This is a genomic window from Micromonospora sp. NPDC051296 (genome assembly GCF_040682255.1).
GTDB lineage: Bacteria > Actinomycetota > Actinomycetes > Mycobacteriales > Micromonosporaceae > Micromonospora > Micromonospora craterilacus.
Map to the genome: position 1 here is coordinate 1 of NZ_JBFBAO010000161.1, position 14317 is coordinate 14317.

A 14317-nucleotide genomic window follows, 5' to 3' on the forward strand; every position below is an offset into this window, starting at 1 on the left:
GTCGGCGGTGGACAACAGCAGGATGCGCACGGGCGGCTCCGGAGGGTGACGCCCGTCGCGCGGGGTGGGCGCGCGGGCGGCGGGATGGTCGCGGAGGTGAGCGGGGGCGACCGGTCGGCGGCCGATGGGCGGCGCGCGCCGTCGACGCCGGGTCAGGTCACCGCGACAGCGGTACGGCCTTCGACGGATTCGCGGGTGCCGGAACGGATCGCATACGGCGATCGACATCGATGCTGAAGAGGCCAAGCCTCATCGGATCCTCCTCGGGTGTCCACGCCCTGGGGTGCAACTCCCGACGGCCGAAGTATCCTGGCTTCCGGATCGACGCTCACCCCCGGCCTTCCAGCCACCCACGGTGGCCGTGACTCGCGAGGGGGGATCGCTCCCCGGTGACAGTGGCGGGACCGCGCCGGATTCACACCGGCTTCCTTCACTGCCGTCAGGCCGCGAATGCTGCCACAACCTCCGGCGGCCGGTCAACGCGACCGGGGACACACGACGCAGCCCACCGCCGCTACGGTGAGGGAGACGGCGTGGGGGTCGACAGTGGATTGAGGTGCGGGATGGTCGAGTTCCACCACCTCGCCGGGCGGGTCTGGCTCTGCCCCGGCGACGACGACCCGGAGCTGGTCCAGGCCGGCGTCGCGCTGATCGCCGACGAGCGCGGCAGCATCCTGGTCGATGCCGGACAGAGCCCGTCGCACGCCCGCGAGATCCAGGCGGCGCTGCACGCCGCCGACCTGCCGGCCCCCCGGTGGCTGGTCTACACCCACCACCACTGGGACCACGTCTGGGGCGCCTGCGCCTGGCCCGGCGTGGAGATCGTGGGCCACGTCACCGGCGCGGAGCTGCTGCGCGCCGAGGCAGCCCGGCCGTGGAGCATCCCCTACCTGCGCGCGGAGGTGCGGCGCAACCGGCGGCTCGGGCCGAGCTTCCGGGCCCGCGCCCTCGCCGTGGACTCGTGGGACGAGCTGACGGTGCTGCCGCCCACCCGGGTCTTCACCGACGAGTTGGAGCTGCCCACCGGCGTGCGGGTACGCCACGTCGGCGGCCGGCACGCGCCGGACTCGACCGTGGTGGTGGTGCCCGACTCGGGCGTCATGCTGCTCGGTGACAGCTGGTATCCCCCGCCGCTGCACCTGCGTACGCCCACTGACGAGCCGGACCTGGCGCTGGTCGGGCGGCTGCTCGACGACGAGATCGGCTGGTACGTCTCCAGCCACAGCCCACCGCTGACCCTCACCGAGGCCCGCGTGGCGCTCGACGTCTGAGCCGTCCGCCGAGTCGGCTCAGCGGGCGCGACGTTCCGGATGGGCCCGGTTCCAGGCCCGCATCCGTTCCGGGTATCCGACCTTGGTCGCCTCGTACAGCGGGACGGCGTGCTTGCGGGCGATGGCGCCGGCGGCCCGGGGCGTGCCGGTGCGGCGGCGGATCCACTCGCCGTCGTGCGCGATGGCCACCACGGTGGTGTCGGTGGCGGTGGTCTCCGGTTCGAGGTAGAACTCCACGCCCTGCCGGCTGGTGACGAACTGCACCAGCGCGGCGAGGTCCTCCGGGGTCGCCTCGCGGTCGAGTTTCGTCGGGGTGCCCTGCGCGGCTCGTGGCCGCCGGCTGAACCAGCCCATGCCCGGCTCCTCTCCTCGGCGTAGCTCCCAGTGCAGCACCGTCACCTGGCAGGTCCCTGTGAACCCGGTGGGAGCGCCCTGGGCGGTACGCTGCCGCGATGATCGACTTTGCGGTGCGGGAGAACGCCGCCTGGTGCGACCTGGTCTGCCGTACCCACGGCCAGCCCGGTTCGGTCGACGCCGACACCTGGTCGGTGCCGCGCCGGTCCCCGCCGTGGTATCCCGACGCGGTGACCCTGCAGGGCACCGACCTCACCATCGCCCGCCGCTACGGTTTCCGGGCCGTCGGTCCCCTACGCGTCTGGGCGCGCTGAGCCCACCCGCTCCGGCTCCCCCGTGCGGCCGGAGGCGGGCGGGCGGGCCGCCGGCACCAGCAGCAGGGTCGGCAGCAGGAGCAGCGGTACGACCAACAGCGCCCGCAGCGTGCCGACGTGGTCGCCGAGCAGGCCGAGCAGCGGCGGCCCGGCGAGGAAAGCGGTGTAGCCGATCACCGCGACCACGCTGACCCGGACGTGGGCGTGCTCCTCCTCGTCGGCGGCGGCGCTCATGCCCACCGGAAAGCCCAGCGAGGCGCCGACACCCCACAGCACGACGCCGACCACCGCGACCGGGCCGGAGCCGGCGAGCACCGCCAGGGCGGCGCCGACGACGGCGAGCAGGATGGTCGTGGTCAGCACCGGCCCCCGCCCCCACCGGTCGAGGGCCACCGTGCCGAGGGTGCGGCCCAGCGTCATGCCGACCACGAAGACACCGAAGACCGCCGCGCCGGCCGCCTCGCTGAAGCCGTACCCGTCGATGAAGGCCACCGCGAGCCAGTCGTTGGCGCTGCCCTCGGCGAACGCCGCGGCCAGCACCAGCAGGCCGATGAGCAGGGTGCGTGGCTCCCGCCAGGCGGCGAGCAGCCGCCGCCGGCGGCCGGCCGGGGTGCCGGCCGCGGCGTCGGGCTCGGCCGGCAGGAACGCCCGCGCCCCGAGCAGGGTGCCGCCGAGGACCAGCGCGGCCAGCACGGCGAGGTGCACGGCGACCGGCAGGCCCAGCCGGGCGGCGACCGCGCCGAGGCCCGCGCCGGCCACCGAGCCGAGACTCCACGCGGCGTGGAACCGGGGCATCACGGTCCAGCCCAGTCGGCGTTCGACGGCCGCGCCCTCGATGTTCATCGCGACGTCGCAACTGCCGGAGCCGTAGCCGAGGGCGAACAGGCCCAACGCCACCCCGGGCAGCGAACCGGCCACGCCGGCCGACACCCCGGCGACGGTCAGCCCGAGCGCGACGAGCAGGGTCGACAGCGCCACCGCGCGGGCCGCGCCGAGGCGCTGGGTGACCAGGCCGGCGGTGGGCATGGCGAGGATCGCGCCGATGGACATGGCGAGCAGGAGCAGGCCGAGGCGGCCGGGGCTGAGGTCGAGCCCGTCGCGGATCGCCGGCACCCGGGAGAACCAGGTGGCCACGGCCAGCCCGTTGAGCGCGAACACCACCGCCACGCCGTTGCGGGCAGCCAACACCGCGCGGGACGGCCCGGGGCTGGGCGACGGTGTGACGGGGGTGGTGGCGGCGGGGTCCACGTACGTTCCGGTCCTCTCCTCGGGCGTTACTCGCCACGATCACACACCTGGGAGCGCTGCCACCACAATCCGCCGCCGGTCCTTACCGAAGGAGCTTGCGGCGGGCATGATGCGGATGGGCGTCCGCAGGTCCGAGGCGGGCGACAGGCAACGGGGAGAGCAACATGACGACGGCACGCCGGCCGGCCACCCTGGACGACGTCGCCCGCGCCGCCGGGGTGTCCCGGTCGACGGCGTCGCGGGTCATCGCGGGCACCGGGTTCGCCTCCCCGATCGCGCGGGAGCGCGTGCGGTCCGCCGTCGACCTGCTCGGTTACCGGCCCAACGCGGCGGCGCGGGCGCTGGTGCGCGGCGGCGGCGTACGGCTGCTGGTGGCGGTGGCGGGCACCAGCCCGGCCGTCCTCGACGACAACTACGTCGACCAGGTGGTGAGCGCCGCGGCGCGGGTCTGTGCCCCGCACGGCCTGGGGGTCGCGGTCCAGTGGGTGCCGCTGGACTCGCCGGGACGGCTGACCGAGCTGACCGACGACCGGGGAGTGGCCGGTCTGATCCTGGTCAACACGATCACGCCGCTGCTCGACCTGGTGCCGCAACGGCTGCGCGGCCGGGCGGTGTCGATCGGAATCGGCTCGGCCGCGGTGCCGTCCGTGGACATCGACAACGCCGGCGGGACCGAGGCGATCGTCCGCCACCTGTACGCCTCCGGGCGTCGACGGATCGCGATGGTGACCGGTCCGCCGTGGCTGACCTGCTCGCACCGCTCGGTGGAGGCGTACCGCGGGCTGCTGCGCGACGCCGGCCTGCCGGCCCGGGAGGTGGTGGGCGACTTCAGCGCGGCCCGCGGGCGCACCGCCGCCCGCGAGGTGCTGCGACGCTGGCCGGACACCGACGCAATCGTCGGAATCAGCGACGCCACCGCGCTGGGCGTGATCGGCCGGCTCCGCGCCGACGGCGTCCAGGTGCCCGGCGACATCGCGGTGACCGGTTTCGACGACATCCCACTGGCCTCGGTGACCGCTCCGGCACTGACCACGGCGAGCCATCCGGTGCGGGAGATCGCCACCGCGGCGGCGACCGTGGTGCTGGAGCAGCGGCCGGTACCGACGCGAACCCTCTTCCCGTCGTCCCTGGTCCGCCGCGACAGCGCCTGACCATCGCCAATGGTGGTCAACCTTTCAGGATAACTATTCCGACGGTTCGCGACCTCGGCCGAATGTGACTGGTGAGCGGTAAGATCGGCGACTTGCTTGTGACTGATCGCTGACTGATGGCTCCGACGACGAGCGCACACACTGTGCCCATGAATACGGGACTCGGGCGCACCAAGATACTCCGCGGCGCGGCGTGTCTCGTCCTGCTGGCAGTCCTTTCCGGCTGCATGCAACTCAACGCCGGCCTGACCGTCAACGCCGATGACACGGTCAGCGGGCAGCTCCTGCTGACCGCTGAGCGCAACGTGCTGACCGTGAACAACAAGCCGGTCGAGGCCGGCTTCGCTGAGCTTCGTCAGAACATTCCGGCGCTACCCCCCGGCCCGGAGACCCGGTACGAGGACGCGACGCACTTCGGTTCCCAGATCAACTACCGGAATGTGCCCCTCGACCAATTCGACAGCGAAAGCCTGAGCATCGTTCGCGAAGGCGACCGCTACGTGTTCACCCTTCCGCTGGACCCGAAGAAGTACGGCGGAAAAGTGGCCGAGCAGGATCCACAGAATCAAGCCCGATTCATGTTGTTGATGTCGTTCGAGATCACCGTCACCTTCCCCGGTCGCGTGCTGGACGCCGGCGCGGGCGGTCAGGTCAATGATCGGACGGTGACCTGGCGGGTCAACCGCAACGAACAGAAGCCCGCCGAACTGCGCGCCGTCGCCGAGGCGCCGCCCCGGCCGTCAGCCGCGACCGACGAGCCGGACACCGGCGGCGGCATCCCCTGGTTGCTCATCGCCGCCGGCGCGGTGGTGCTGCTGCTCGTCGCGGTGCTCGTCGTACTCCTGCTGCGCCGCCCCCGCGCCGGCGGGGACGCCAACCCGGCACCTGGTGCCCCGACACCTGGCGGCGGCCCGACAACGAGCGGCGCACCGGCCCCTCGTAGCCCGGCCACGCCCGGCCCGACAACGACCACCGGGAACGGCGGCCTGCCGGGCGCCGGCTGACCAGTCGGTCAGCCGGCCTCGTCGCCCGCCCGGCGGGCGACACCCACCCACATCCCACCCCGCACGCAGAACCGAAGGGGGATCGGCGATGAACGATCTCTTCACCTGGGCCGCGCTGGGCAGCCTCACCGGCGCGAGCGCCGCGACGCTGCTCGCCACCAACGTCATCGGCGGACTGATCGGCCCGAGCGCCGACAAGGCCCGCAAGTGGATCGCGCTGGGCATCGCCCTCGCGCTGTCGTACCTCACCGCGGCCCTCGCCACCGACGCGGGCGCCGAGAAGTGGATCATCGCGTTCTTCAACGGCCTGGTCATCTTCTCCGCCGCCCTCGGCGTCAACCAGCTGCCACCCGGCAACCGGCAGGCGACGCCGACCCAACTGGCGCAGGGCAACGAGCCCCGCTTCATCCGCTCCTGGGCCTGAGAGGAGCAGCGTCATGGTCTACGGGATCATCAGCGCCGCCGTCCACGTCGTCGCGGGCGCCGTGTTCGGCCTGCTCGCCGGCGGCACCATCGGGCTGCTCGTCGGCGCGGGCGTCGGCCTGCTCGTCGGCGCCGTCTTCGGCTGGGCGGTCGCCTCGGCCCAGGTCTACTCGTCCGGTCCCCGGGCTGTGTTCCTCTTCGTCGTCGACCACACCTGGAGCCTGCTGAACACCATCGTCGGCGCGATCTACCTCGCGCTGCACCTGGTCTTCGGCCACTCGCTGGATCGGGCCACCTCCCAACACAGCTGCCGGGTCAACGTGGTCGAGGGGGTCTCCCCCCGCTACGCCACCACCCTCGGCACGGTCTGCGCCGGCTCCAGCAGCGGCATCCAACGGCACGAGGACGTGCACATCTTCCAGGCCCGCCTGCTCGGTCCGCTGTACATCCCGCTGGTCGTGGCCAACTACGTGCTGTTCACCATCGCGCCGGTGTGGCTGCTTTACCACGACCACGCGGGCGCGCCGATCAACCGGTTCACCCGGTACTTCGAGATCGGCGTCTACCCGCACGTGTGGAACGAGGCGATCGCGTACCGCATCCAGGGGACGCCGCCGCGATGACCGGACGCGGTCCGATCGAGACGGCCACCGCCGAGCTGGCGGCGTGGCTGGCCGGGGCGGCGGGTGCCGCCGTCCCGGTCGGCCCGCCCCGGCCCGACGCCGATCCGGGCCGGTTGACCCTGTGGCCGCTGGAGCTGCGGCCGGCCCGGCAGACCCGGGGCAGCGGCGGCCCGGAACCGTACCGGTTGACCGTTCGCTACCTGCTCGCCGCCGGCGGGCCGGACGCCCTTGCGGCGCTGGACCGGGTGCTCGTCGCGGCCACCGCCGCGGGCGGGCACACCCTCGTGCTGGAGGCCGGCGACCCGGCGCTGTGGTCGGCGTTCGGGGCACCGCCCCGGCCGTCGCTGCTGATCGACGTGGCCGTGCAGGTCACCCATCCGAGCCAGCCGGCCGCGCCGGTACTGCGCCCGCTGCGGCTGCGACAGCTGGACATGCTGGCCTTCGACGGGCGCGTCGTCGGCCCGGCCGACCAGCCCCTCGCGGCCATGCGGGTCGAGGTCGTCGGTCAGCCGTACGCGACGCAGACCGACCCGGCGGGCCGGTTCCGGCTCGTCGGTGTGCCGCACGACCCGGAGCACCCGGGCCCGGTCCGGCTCCGGCTCACCGGCCGGGGGCAGGTGCTCACGGCCGAGGTCGACCCGGCCGACCCCGACATCGTCATCGTCTGCGCGCCACCGACCCGCTGACCCGAACCGCACGGGAGGACCGAACCGATGCCCACCTACTTCTCACCCGGCATCTACGTCGAGGAGGTGCCCAGCGGTGCCCGCCCGATCGGACCGGTCGGCACCAGCACCGCGGCGTTCGTCGGCGTCGCACCGGACCGCACCGCCCATCTCGGCGAGGCCCTCGCCGTGAACAACTGGACCGACTTCCTGCGGCTGTACGCCGACGGCGACCAGTTGGAGAGCACCCCGCTGGCCCGGGCGGTCTTCGGCTTCCTCGACAACGGCGGCACCCGCTGCTGGGTGGTCAACGTCGGCGAGAGCGGCTCGGTCGCCGGCACCGGCCGACAGCGTGGCGGGCTGAACCTGCTGGAGGCGGTCGACGAGATCTCCATCCTGGCCGCGCCCGGTTTCCACGACCCGGTCTCGCACGAGGCGCTGCTGAGCATGGCCGAGAAGACCCGCACCATGGTCGCCATCTGCGACCCGGCGCCCGACATCGACGACGTCTCCACCCTCACCCGGGTCGCCACGGCCGGCTCCGGCCGTCCGGCGAAGCCGAGCGACGCCGGTGACCCGGACAGCCCCGCCGCCGGCGGCGGGGGCGGTTCCGGCTCGGGCGGGGGCGGCGGTGCCGGCCCGGTTTCGCACCGGCCCCGGCAGTCGGACTTCGGTGCCCTCTACTACCCCTGGCTACGGGTACGCGACCCGCTCTCCGGCGAGTTGGTGCTCACCCCGCCGAGCGGGCACGTCGCCGGCATCTGGGCCCGCACCGACGCCCTGCGTGGGGTGCACAAGGCGCCGGCGAACGAGCCGGTCCGCGGCGCGGTCGACCTGGGCCACCTGGTCACCCGCGCCGAGCACGACGTGCTCAACCCCAAGGGCGTCAACGTGATCCGGTTCTTCCCCGGCGAGGGCATCCGGGTCTGGGGTGCGCGTACCCTCGCCGCCGAGGCCAGCGAGTGGCGCTACCTGAACGTCCGCCGGCTCTCCATCGCCATCGAACAGGCCATCGCCAACGGCACCCGCTGGATGGTGTTCGAGCCGAACGACTACACGCTGTGGCGCTCGATCCGCCGGGACATCGGTGCCTTCCTGACCCGGGTGTGGCGCGACGGAGCGCTGCTGGGACGTACGCCCGAGGAGGCGTTCTTCGTCAAGTGCGACGAGGAGACCAACCCGGCCGACGTCCGCGACGCCGGCATGGTGGTCGCCCACATCGGCATCGCCGTGGTCAAGCCCGCGGAGTTCGTGGTGTTCAAGCTGAGCCAGTGGGCCGGCGGCACCGAGACCGAGACGATTGGAGGCTGACATGGCGACCACGGCCACTCCGCAGCCGGGCGCCCCGGTCGACCCGTACCGGGCGTACAACTTCAAACTGCTGGTCAACGGCGTGACCAACGGGCACTTCACCGAGGTCAGCGGGCTGGAGGTGAACATCCCCGCGGTGCCGTACCGGGAGCAGGGCAACGACCGGATCCGGATGGTCCCCGGGCAGGTCGAGTACGGGCCGGTCACCCTGCACTTCGGCCTCACCGCCTCCCGCGAGTTGTGGGACTGGGTGCACGCGGTGGCCCGGGGCACGGTCAACCGCCGAAACGTCTCGGTGGTGCTGCTCGACGCCGCCGGCACGGCCGAGGTGCTGCGCTGGAACCTGATCAACGCCTGGCCGACCAACTGGCGGGGCGCCCACCTGAACACCCTCGGCCAGGAGATCGCCATCGCGGCACTGACGCTGCGCTACGAGAGCCTGGAACTGGAGGCCGGTGGTGCCGCGCCGACGCCCGCGTAGCTGGCTCGCCGGCCGGCTCCGGTCCGCGGCGCGTGCCGTGGACCGCATCGCCGGCGTGGTCGACGCCTCCCTCATGGCCGAACCCGCCGGTGCGACGGTCACCGGACCCGGTGGAACGGTCGCCGGGTCGCTTGCCGGGTCGGCCGGGGAGCCGGGCGACGGGCCGGCTGGTGGAACGGTCGGTGGCGTGGCCACCGCCGATGCCGGGGCGTACCGGCGCCCGGGCCAACCGCCGGAGCACTGGCTGCGGGTGGTCGCGACGCACGCCCCCGGCCTGCTGCGCGACCTCGCCCTCGACGCACCGCCGGGCGATGCCGCGACCGACCCGGACAGCGCTACGTGGCCCGCTTCGGTCGGCCGCCAGGAGTCGGGCGCCGGGGATTCCTTCGCTGCCGGCTGGTCGGCGGCCGGCGCGGCCGGGCCGGATCCGTCCGCCCCGCACCGCACGGCGGAGACGCCCCCGGTCGGTACGGGCACCACGCCCGCCGGCAACGCCGACCGTGGCGCCGACACCGGCCCGCTCGACGGCACGTCCGCCTGGTGGGCCACAGCGCGACCGGCCGCCGCCCGTGAGGCACCGGGAACCAGCGGCGACCCGGTCTCCACCCCCTCCTTTGCTCTGCTTCAACCGACGCACCGGCCACTGTCCGGAGACCGGACGCCGGGCGTTGCGTGGAGTGAAGCAGAGCAAAGGAGCGACGCGGGGGCACCACGGGTCGGCCCGGGGACGTCCGGCGGGACGATGCCGACCGGGGGTACGCGCCGCCGGCGGGCCGGCACCGCCGGCCGGCCGCCCCTGGTCGCCGCGCAGCCCGGGACGGCCGCCGCCACATCGGACATCCGGGCGGGCGATGACCGACGCCCGGACCTCACCGTGGGCGGGTTCGGGACGGCAGCGCCGGGCGGTGGCCCGCCGAGGCCGACCCGGCTGCCGGCGGGGACGGACGAGGCCCCGGCCCGGATACGCCCGCACACCGCGCCAGATCCGCACCTGACGGAGCCGGCTTTCCCCATGACCGGGCCAGGCCTGCACGGATCGGACCTGCGGTTGGCGGGGACCGGACCAACCGTGTCGGGAACGGCTCCCGCCTGGGCGGGACCCGGATCGGGCCAGGGACCCGGATCGGCGCGGGAAACCGGACCCGCGACGGGCTTCGGCGGCGGGTCGGGGGTGGGGGCCGGCCCGGCGGGGCGGGACCGGTTCGGCGCCGACCCGGACCGGACGTACCCGGGGCCGGTCCGGGCCGGTAGGGACGCCTGGTCCGTCGCCGCCCGGTACCGGGCGGCCGGCGACCGTCTACCGGGTCTGGACGGCGGGCCGCGGGCGGTCGGGGGGCCGCTCCCGATCGGCGGCCGGCTGCCGAGCGGCGACGGGTTCCGGCCGGACGGCGGACTCCCGACCGGCGGCCCGCTGCCGGTGGGCGACGGGCTCTGGCCCGGTAGCGGGCTCCCGGCCGGTGCCGTGCGCTGGCCGGACGGCGCGAGTGCGCCGTGGCCAGCCATCGATCCGCCGGGGCGGCCGGGTGGCCGGTGGCGCGGACCCGACCCGTGGCCGGCCCTGCCCGACGACCGGAACTTGTGGTCGGTTCCCGAGCCGTCCGGCGCCGATTCCGAACACCTGCGCCGGCTGGACCGCGAGCAGGCGGGTGGCTGATGGAACGGGTCGCCTTCCTCATCGACGCCACCGGCGAACGGGTCGACTGCCTGCTCAACCCGGAGACCGTCCAGGTGACCCGACTGGCCGGGGTCCGGCCTCGGGGCAGCGCCGGCACCCAGCTCACCGGCACCGGCCTGGCCGACGACCCGTTGGTCTTCACCGGCGGCGGGCGCACCGAACTCGTCCTGGACCTGCTCTTCGACACCGACTTCGCCGAGGGTCAGGTGCGCCCCGCCGACGTCCGCGCCCTCACCCGTCCATTGTGGATGCTCGCGGAAAACTCGGCGGTCGAGCACGGCTGGGTGCGGCCACCGCTGGTACGGCTGGTCTGGGGCAAGACCTGGAACGTGCCCGGGGTGATCATCGCCGTCGCGGAACGGTTCGACGCGTTCACCGCCACCGGTTCGCCGCGCCGTTCCTGGCTGCGGCTCAAGCTGGTCCGGGTCGCCGAGGACACCGACCGGGCCCGGGAGGGCTTCGCCGAGGAACTGGCCGTCGCCCAGACCCCGGCCGTCGCGCCGGGCACGGCCGTGGTCGCCGCCGGCGACGGCACCGCCACCACCGACACCTCGGGCGTACGCTTCGACCTGCTCGCCCACGACGCGCTCGGCTCGCCGCTGCGCTGGCGGCTGCTGGCCGAGCACAACCGGATCACCGACCCCCTCGCGGTGCCGGCCGGCACCGCCCTGGCCGTACCACCGCAACAGGGCCTTACCGCCGGACACACCGGCGTCGCCGCCGGGAGCGGGTCGTGACCGCCGCCGCGCCCCGGGCGCTGACCGTGCTGCTCGCGGGCGACCCGCTGCCCGAGGCGCTGACCGGCCGGGTGACGTCGGTCCGGGTGGCCGCCCGGCTGAACCGGCCCACCCAGTGCGAGGTGGCGCTGAGTGCCGCCTCCGGCGCGGCGGCGCTGACCGGCCCGGTGCACGTCGGCGCGACCCTGGACGTCCACCTCGACGGCCAGCCGGAGACGCTGTTCACCGGCGAGGTCACCGCCGTCGAGATCGAGTACGCCGCCGACGGCGCCGCCACCCTGCGGGTACGGGCGTACGACGCGCTGCACCGGCTGCGCAAGCGGCAGCGGCTGCGGGTCTTCGAGTCGGTGACCGCCGCCGACCTGGCCGCCGAGCTCTGCGCCGACCTCGGGCTGACCGTCGACGCGGAGGACGACGGGCCACGGCTGGACCGGCTACCACACCACCGCCCCAGCGATCTCGACCTGCTGCTGGAGGTGACCGGCCGGGCCGGGCTGCACCTGAGCGTCGACGGCGACGTGCTGCGCCTGCTGACGCTCGACGGCCACGGCGAGCCGATCCCCCTCGAACTCGGCCGGGACGTGCACGGCCTGCGGCTGTCGGTCAACTCCGACACCGCCGCCGGGGAGAGCGCGGCGCTGGGCTGGCACCCGCAGCGGGCCGAGGCGATCGCCCAGAGCGCCGGCACGCCCCGCTGCGGGCGGGACACGCCGGTGGACCCGGATCCGGCCGACGTCGGCGCGGACGGCACCCGTACCGCCCTGGACCAGCCGGGCCGCAGCGACGACGAGATCGCCGCGCTGGCCCAGGCCCGGCTGGACGCCCGGGCCGCCGCCCTGGTCACCGCCGAGGGAACGGCCGAAGGCGACCCCGCGCTGCGCCCGGGTCGCCGGATCCGGCTGACCGGCGTGGCCGAGGCGGTGGGCGGCACGTACGTGCTCACCGAGGTGGTGCACACCCTCGACGCGAACGGGCACCTGAGCCGCTTCTCCACCGTCCCGCCGCCGGCACCACCGGCCGGGCCGCCCGCCCCGGCCGTGGTCACCCTGGGCACGGTCACCGACGTGGCGGACCCGGACGGGTTGGGCCGGGTACGGGTGGAACTGCCGGCGTACGGCGGGGCGGACGCCGGCTGGCTGGCGGTGCTCTGCCCGGGAGCGGGCCGCGGCAAGGGACTGGTGGCGCTGCCCGATCCGCAGGACAGCGTGCTGGTGGCGTTGCCGGGCGGTGAACCGGCCTCGGGCGTCGTGCTCGGCTCGCTGTTCGGCACGGTCGAGCCGTACGACACCGGGGTGGACGACGGGCGGGCCCGGCGCTGGTCGCTGCGGACCGCCGGCGGGCAGCAGGTGGTGGTCGACGACGTGGCGCGGAGCCTGCGGCTGAGCACCGACGCCGGCAGCTGGCTGGAGCTGACCCCACAGCTGGCCACCCTGCACGCCGCCAGCGACCTGGTGCTCTCCGCACCGGGCCGGGCGATGGTGGTCCGTGCCCGCAGCATCGACTTCCTGCACGCCGAGGCGGCCGAGGACGCGGAGACCGCCGCCGAGCGGGCCCGCAGCCTCGCCCGCGCCCACCACGAAGGAGGCGGCTGATGCGCTGGATCCACCGCGACTCGGTGATCAGGTGCAGCCACGACGGCCGGGTCCGCAACCAGGCGTCACAACAGTGGGTGACCCTGGCCGGCGTACCGGTGCTGGTCGCCGACGACCCGAAGGGCCGGGAGATCGTCGCCTGCCCGAACTACGGCGCCACGGTCAAGCCGTGCACGACGACCGAGCCGGTACGGGTCGGCTACAGCGAATGGATACGCGTCGACGGCCACCGGATCGTGCTGTCGCACCTGGAGGGGTTCACCAACGGCAGCCCGCCCGGCCAGTTCAAGTACCAGGTGCGCGACCCCCGGCAACGGTTCGTGGGGGCCGACCGGTGAGGGCCATCCGGTTCGTCGGCGCCGGCTTCGACCCTGGTCAGGGCGGCGGGCTCGCGCTGACCGCGGCCGGCGGCCTGGCCATGACCGACGGCGACGAGACGGTACGCCAGGCGCTGTTCCTGCTGCTGTCCACCACGCCCGGCGAGCGGCTGATGCGACCCGGGTACGGCTCACGCCTGCACCGGCTGGTCTTCGCCCCGAACGACGACACCACCGCCGGCCTGGCCATCCACTACGTCCGCGCGGCCATCGCCCGGTGGGAGCCCCGGATCGACGTGCTCGACGTGGACGCCGGGCCGGACCCGGACGACCCGTGGCGCCTGGTGATCCGGCTGGACTACCGGATCCGGGCCAGCCTCACCCCAGGTCAGCTGGTCTTCTCGGTCGACCTGCTGCCCGCCGACGAGGATCCGCCCAGCGGGCCGACCACCGACCCCGGCGCTGAGACAGAGGAGGGGCGATGACCCTGCCCGTGCCGCACCTGGACGACCGGACCTTCCTCGACCTGGTCACCGAGGCCCGGGAGCGGATCCGGCAGTCCTGCCCGGGCTGGACCGACCTGTCCGCGCACGACCCGGGCATCGCGCTGCTGGAGGCGTTCGCGCACCTCACCGAGGTGATGATCTACCGGCTGAACCAGCTGCCGGAGAAGGCGTACGTCTCCTTCCTGAATCTGCTCGGGGTGACCCGGCACGCCCCGTCGGCGGCCTGGGCGGACGTGCGGTTCACCCGGACCGGCGCCGACGACACGCCGCTGCGGATCCCGGCCGGCACCCGGGTGGCCGCGGCCCGGGGAGCCGACCCGCGACCGGTCGTCTTCGTCACCTGCGAACCGGCGCTGCTGGCCGCCGGGCAGCGCGAGGCGACCGTACGGATGCACCACTGCGAGCCGGTCGAGGCGGAACTGCTGGGCATGGGCACCGGAACGCCGGGCCAGGTGCTGCGCGCCGAACGGGCACCACTGGCGCGTACCGCCGAACCGCTCGACCTGCTGCTGGGCGTCGAGGTGCCGGCCGGATCGGTGGAGCTGGGTGCGGCGGCCCGGGAACACGAGGGACGCACCTTCGAGATCTGGCGGGCGGTGGACAGCTTCGCCGGCCTCGGCCCGCAGGACAAGGCGTACCTGGTGG

General features: G+C 74.5%; 16 protein-coding genes, 1 pseudogene and 1 riboswitch. Of the genes and pseudogenes, 15 read left to right on the plus strand and 2 right to left on the minus strand.

The window, feature by feature from the left end; all coding sequences use genetic code 11:
• Positions 1-302: 302 nt before the first annotated feature.
• A riboswitch (cobalamin riboswitch) is annotated at positions 303-431 on the minus strand.
• A 102-nt stretch (positions 432-533) separates the two neighbouring features.
• Positions 534-1271 carry an MBL fold metallo-hydrolase gene (locus tag AB0M52_RS18165; protein WP_363954664.1) on the plus strand — a complete coding sequence of 246 codons (738 nt, stop codon included), beginning with the start codon at positions 534-536 and terminating at the stop codon, positions 1269-1271.
• Positions 1272-1289: 18 nt separating this feature from the next.
• On the opposite strand, the gene AB0M52_RS18170 is transcribed toward AB0M52_RS18165, so the two are convergent.
• The gene (locus tag AB0M52_RS18170) at positions 1290-1625 is read right to left on the minus strand and encodes a hypothetical protein (RefSeq protein ID WP_363954709.1); all 336 of its coding nucleotides are present in this window, start codon (positions 1623-1625) and stop codon (positions 1290-1292) included.
• A gap of 98 nt (positions 1626-1723) precedes the next feature.
• Here AB0M52_RS18170 and AB0M52_RS18175 point away from each other — a divergent pair, with 98 nt between their 5' ends.
• Complete coding sequence (locus AB0M52_RS18175; protein WP_363954667.1) at positions 1724-1939, plus strand: hypothetical protein; 216 nt, start codon at positions 1724-1726, stop codon at positions 1937-1939.
• Here the strand turns inward: AB0M52_RS18175 and AB0M52_RS18180 are convergent.
• Positions 1919-3187: an MFS transporter gene (locus tag AB0M52_RS18180; protein ID WP_363954669.1), complete on the minus strand. Its 1269-nt coding sequence runs from the start codon at positions 3185-3187 to the stop codon at positions 1919-1921. The two genes, AB0M52_RS18175 and AB0M52_RS18180, sit on opposite strands and share 21 nt — an antisense overlap.
• Positions 3188-3351: 164 nt before the next feature.
• On the opposite strand from AB0M52_RS18180, the gene AB0M52_RS18185 reads away from it, so the two are divergent.
• The 13 genes and pseudogenes from AB0M52_RS18185 to AB0M52_RS18245 all read left to right on the plus strand — a co-directional run.
• Positions 3352-4338 carry a LacI family DNA-binding transcriptional regulator gene (locus AB0M52_RS18185; RefSeq protein ID WP_363954674.1) on the plus strand — a complete coding sequence of 329 codons (987 nt, stop codon included), beginning with the start codon at positions 3352-3354 and terminating at the stop codon, positions 4336-4338.
• A gap of 149 nt (positions 4339-4487) precedes the next feature.
• Positions 4488-5342 (plus strand): DUF3153 domain-containing protein, encoded by an 855-nt coding sequence (locus AB0M52_RS18190; protein ID WP_363954677.1) that lies wholly within the window; start codon positions 4488-4490, stop codon positions 5340-5342.
• Between the two features lie 88 nt (positions 5343-5430).
• The gene (locus AB0M52_RS18195) at positions 5431-5766 is read left to right on the plus strand and encodes a hypothetical protein (RefSeq protein WP_363954680.1); all 336 of its coding nucleotides are present in this window, start codon (positions 5431-5433) and stop codon (positions 5764-5766) included.
• Positions 5767-5779: 13 nt separating this feature from the next.
• Complete coding sequence (locus tag AB0M52_RS18200; RefSeq protein ID WP_363954683.1) at positions 5780-6388, plus strand: glycine zipper family protein; 609 nt, start codon at positions 5780-5782, stop codon at positions 6386-6388.
• Positions 6385-7074: a carboxypeptidase-like regulatory domain-containing protein gene (locus tag AB0M52_RS18205; RefSeq protein WP_363954687.1), complete on the plus strand. Its 690-nt coding sequence runs from the start codon at positions 6385-6387 to the stop codon at positions 7072-7074. The genes AB0M52_RS18200 and AB0M52_RS18205 overlap by 4 nt, the downstream gene beginning before the upstream one ends.
• 27 nt (positions 7075-7101) lie before the next feature.
• Complete coding sequence (locus AB0M52_RS18210; protein ID WP_363954690.1) at positions 7102-8364, plus strand: phage tail sheath subtilisin-like domain-containing protein; 1263 nt, start codon at positions 7102-7104, stop codon at positions 8362-8364.
• Position 8365: 1 nt separating this feature from the next.
• On the plus strand, positions 8366-8845 hold the full coding sequence (locus AB0M52_RS18215; protein ID WP_363954693.1) for a phage tail protein: 480 nt from the start codon (positions 8366-8368) through the stop codon (positions 8843-8845).
• 37 nt (positions 8846-8882) lie between these two features.
• Positions 8883-10499 carry a hypothetical protein gene (locus AB0M52_RS18220; RefSeq protein WP_363954696.1) on the plus strand — a complete coding sequence of 539 codons (1617 nt, stop codon included), beginning with the start codon at positions 8883-8885 and terminating at the stop codon, positions 10497-10499.
• On the plus strand, positions 10499-11257 hold the full coding sequence (locus AB0M52_RS18225) for a hypothetical protein (RefSeq protein WP_363954698.1): 759 nt from the start codon (positions 10499-10501) through the stop codon (positions 11255-11257). The genes AB0M52_RS18220 and AB0M52_RS18225 overlap by 1 nt, the downstream gene beginning before the upstream one ends.
• A complete protein-coding gene (locus AB0M52_RS18230; RefSeq protein WP_363954701.1) occupies positions 11254-12849 on the plus strand; it encodes a contractile injection system protein, VgrG/Pvc8 family in 1596 nt (531 codons plus the stop codon). The genes AB0M52_RS18225 and AB0M52_RS18230 overlap by 4 nt, the downstream gene beginning before the upstream one ends.
• The gene (locus AB0M52_RS18235) at positions 12849-13187 is read left to right on the plus strand and encodes a hypothetical protein (protein ID WP_363954703.1); all 339 of its coding nucleotides are present in this window, start codon (positions 12849-12851) and stop codon (positions 13185-13187) included. The genes AB0M52_RS18230 and AB0M52_RS18235 overlap by 1 nt, the downstream gene beginning before the upstream one ends.
• The gene (locus tag AB0M52_RS18240) at positions 13184-13651 is read left to right on the plus strand and encodes a GPW/gp25 family protein (protein ID WP_363954706.1); all 468 of its coding nucleotides are present in this window, start codon (positions 13184-13186) and stop codon (positions 13649-13651) included. Before AB0M52_RS18235 ends, AB0M52_RS18240 begins: the two co-directional genes overlap by 4 nt.
• Positions 13648-14317 (plus strand): annotated as a pseudogene (locus tag AB0M52_RS18245) (putative baseplate assembly protein); the annotation flags it as partial. The gene AB0M52_RS18240 and the pseudogene AB0M52_RS18245, both read left to right, overlap by 4 nt.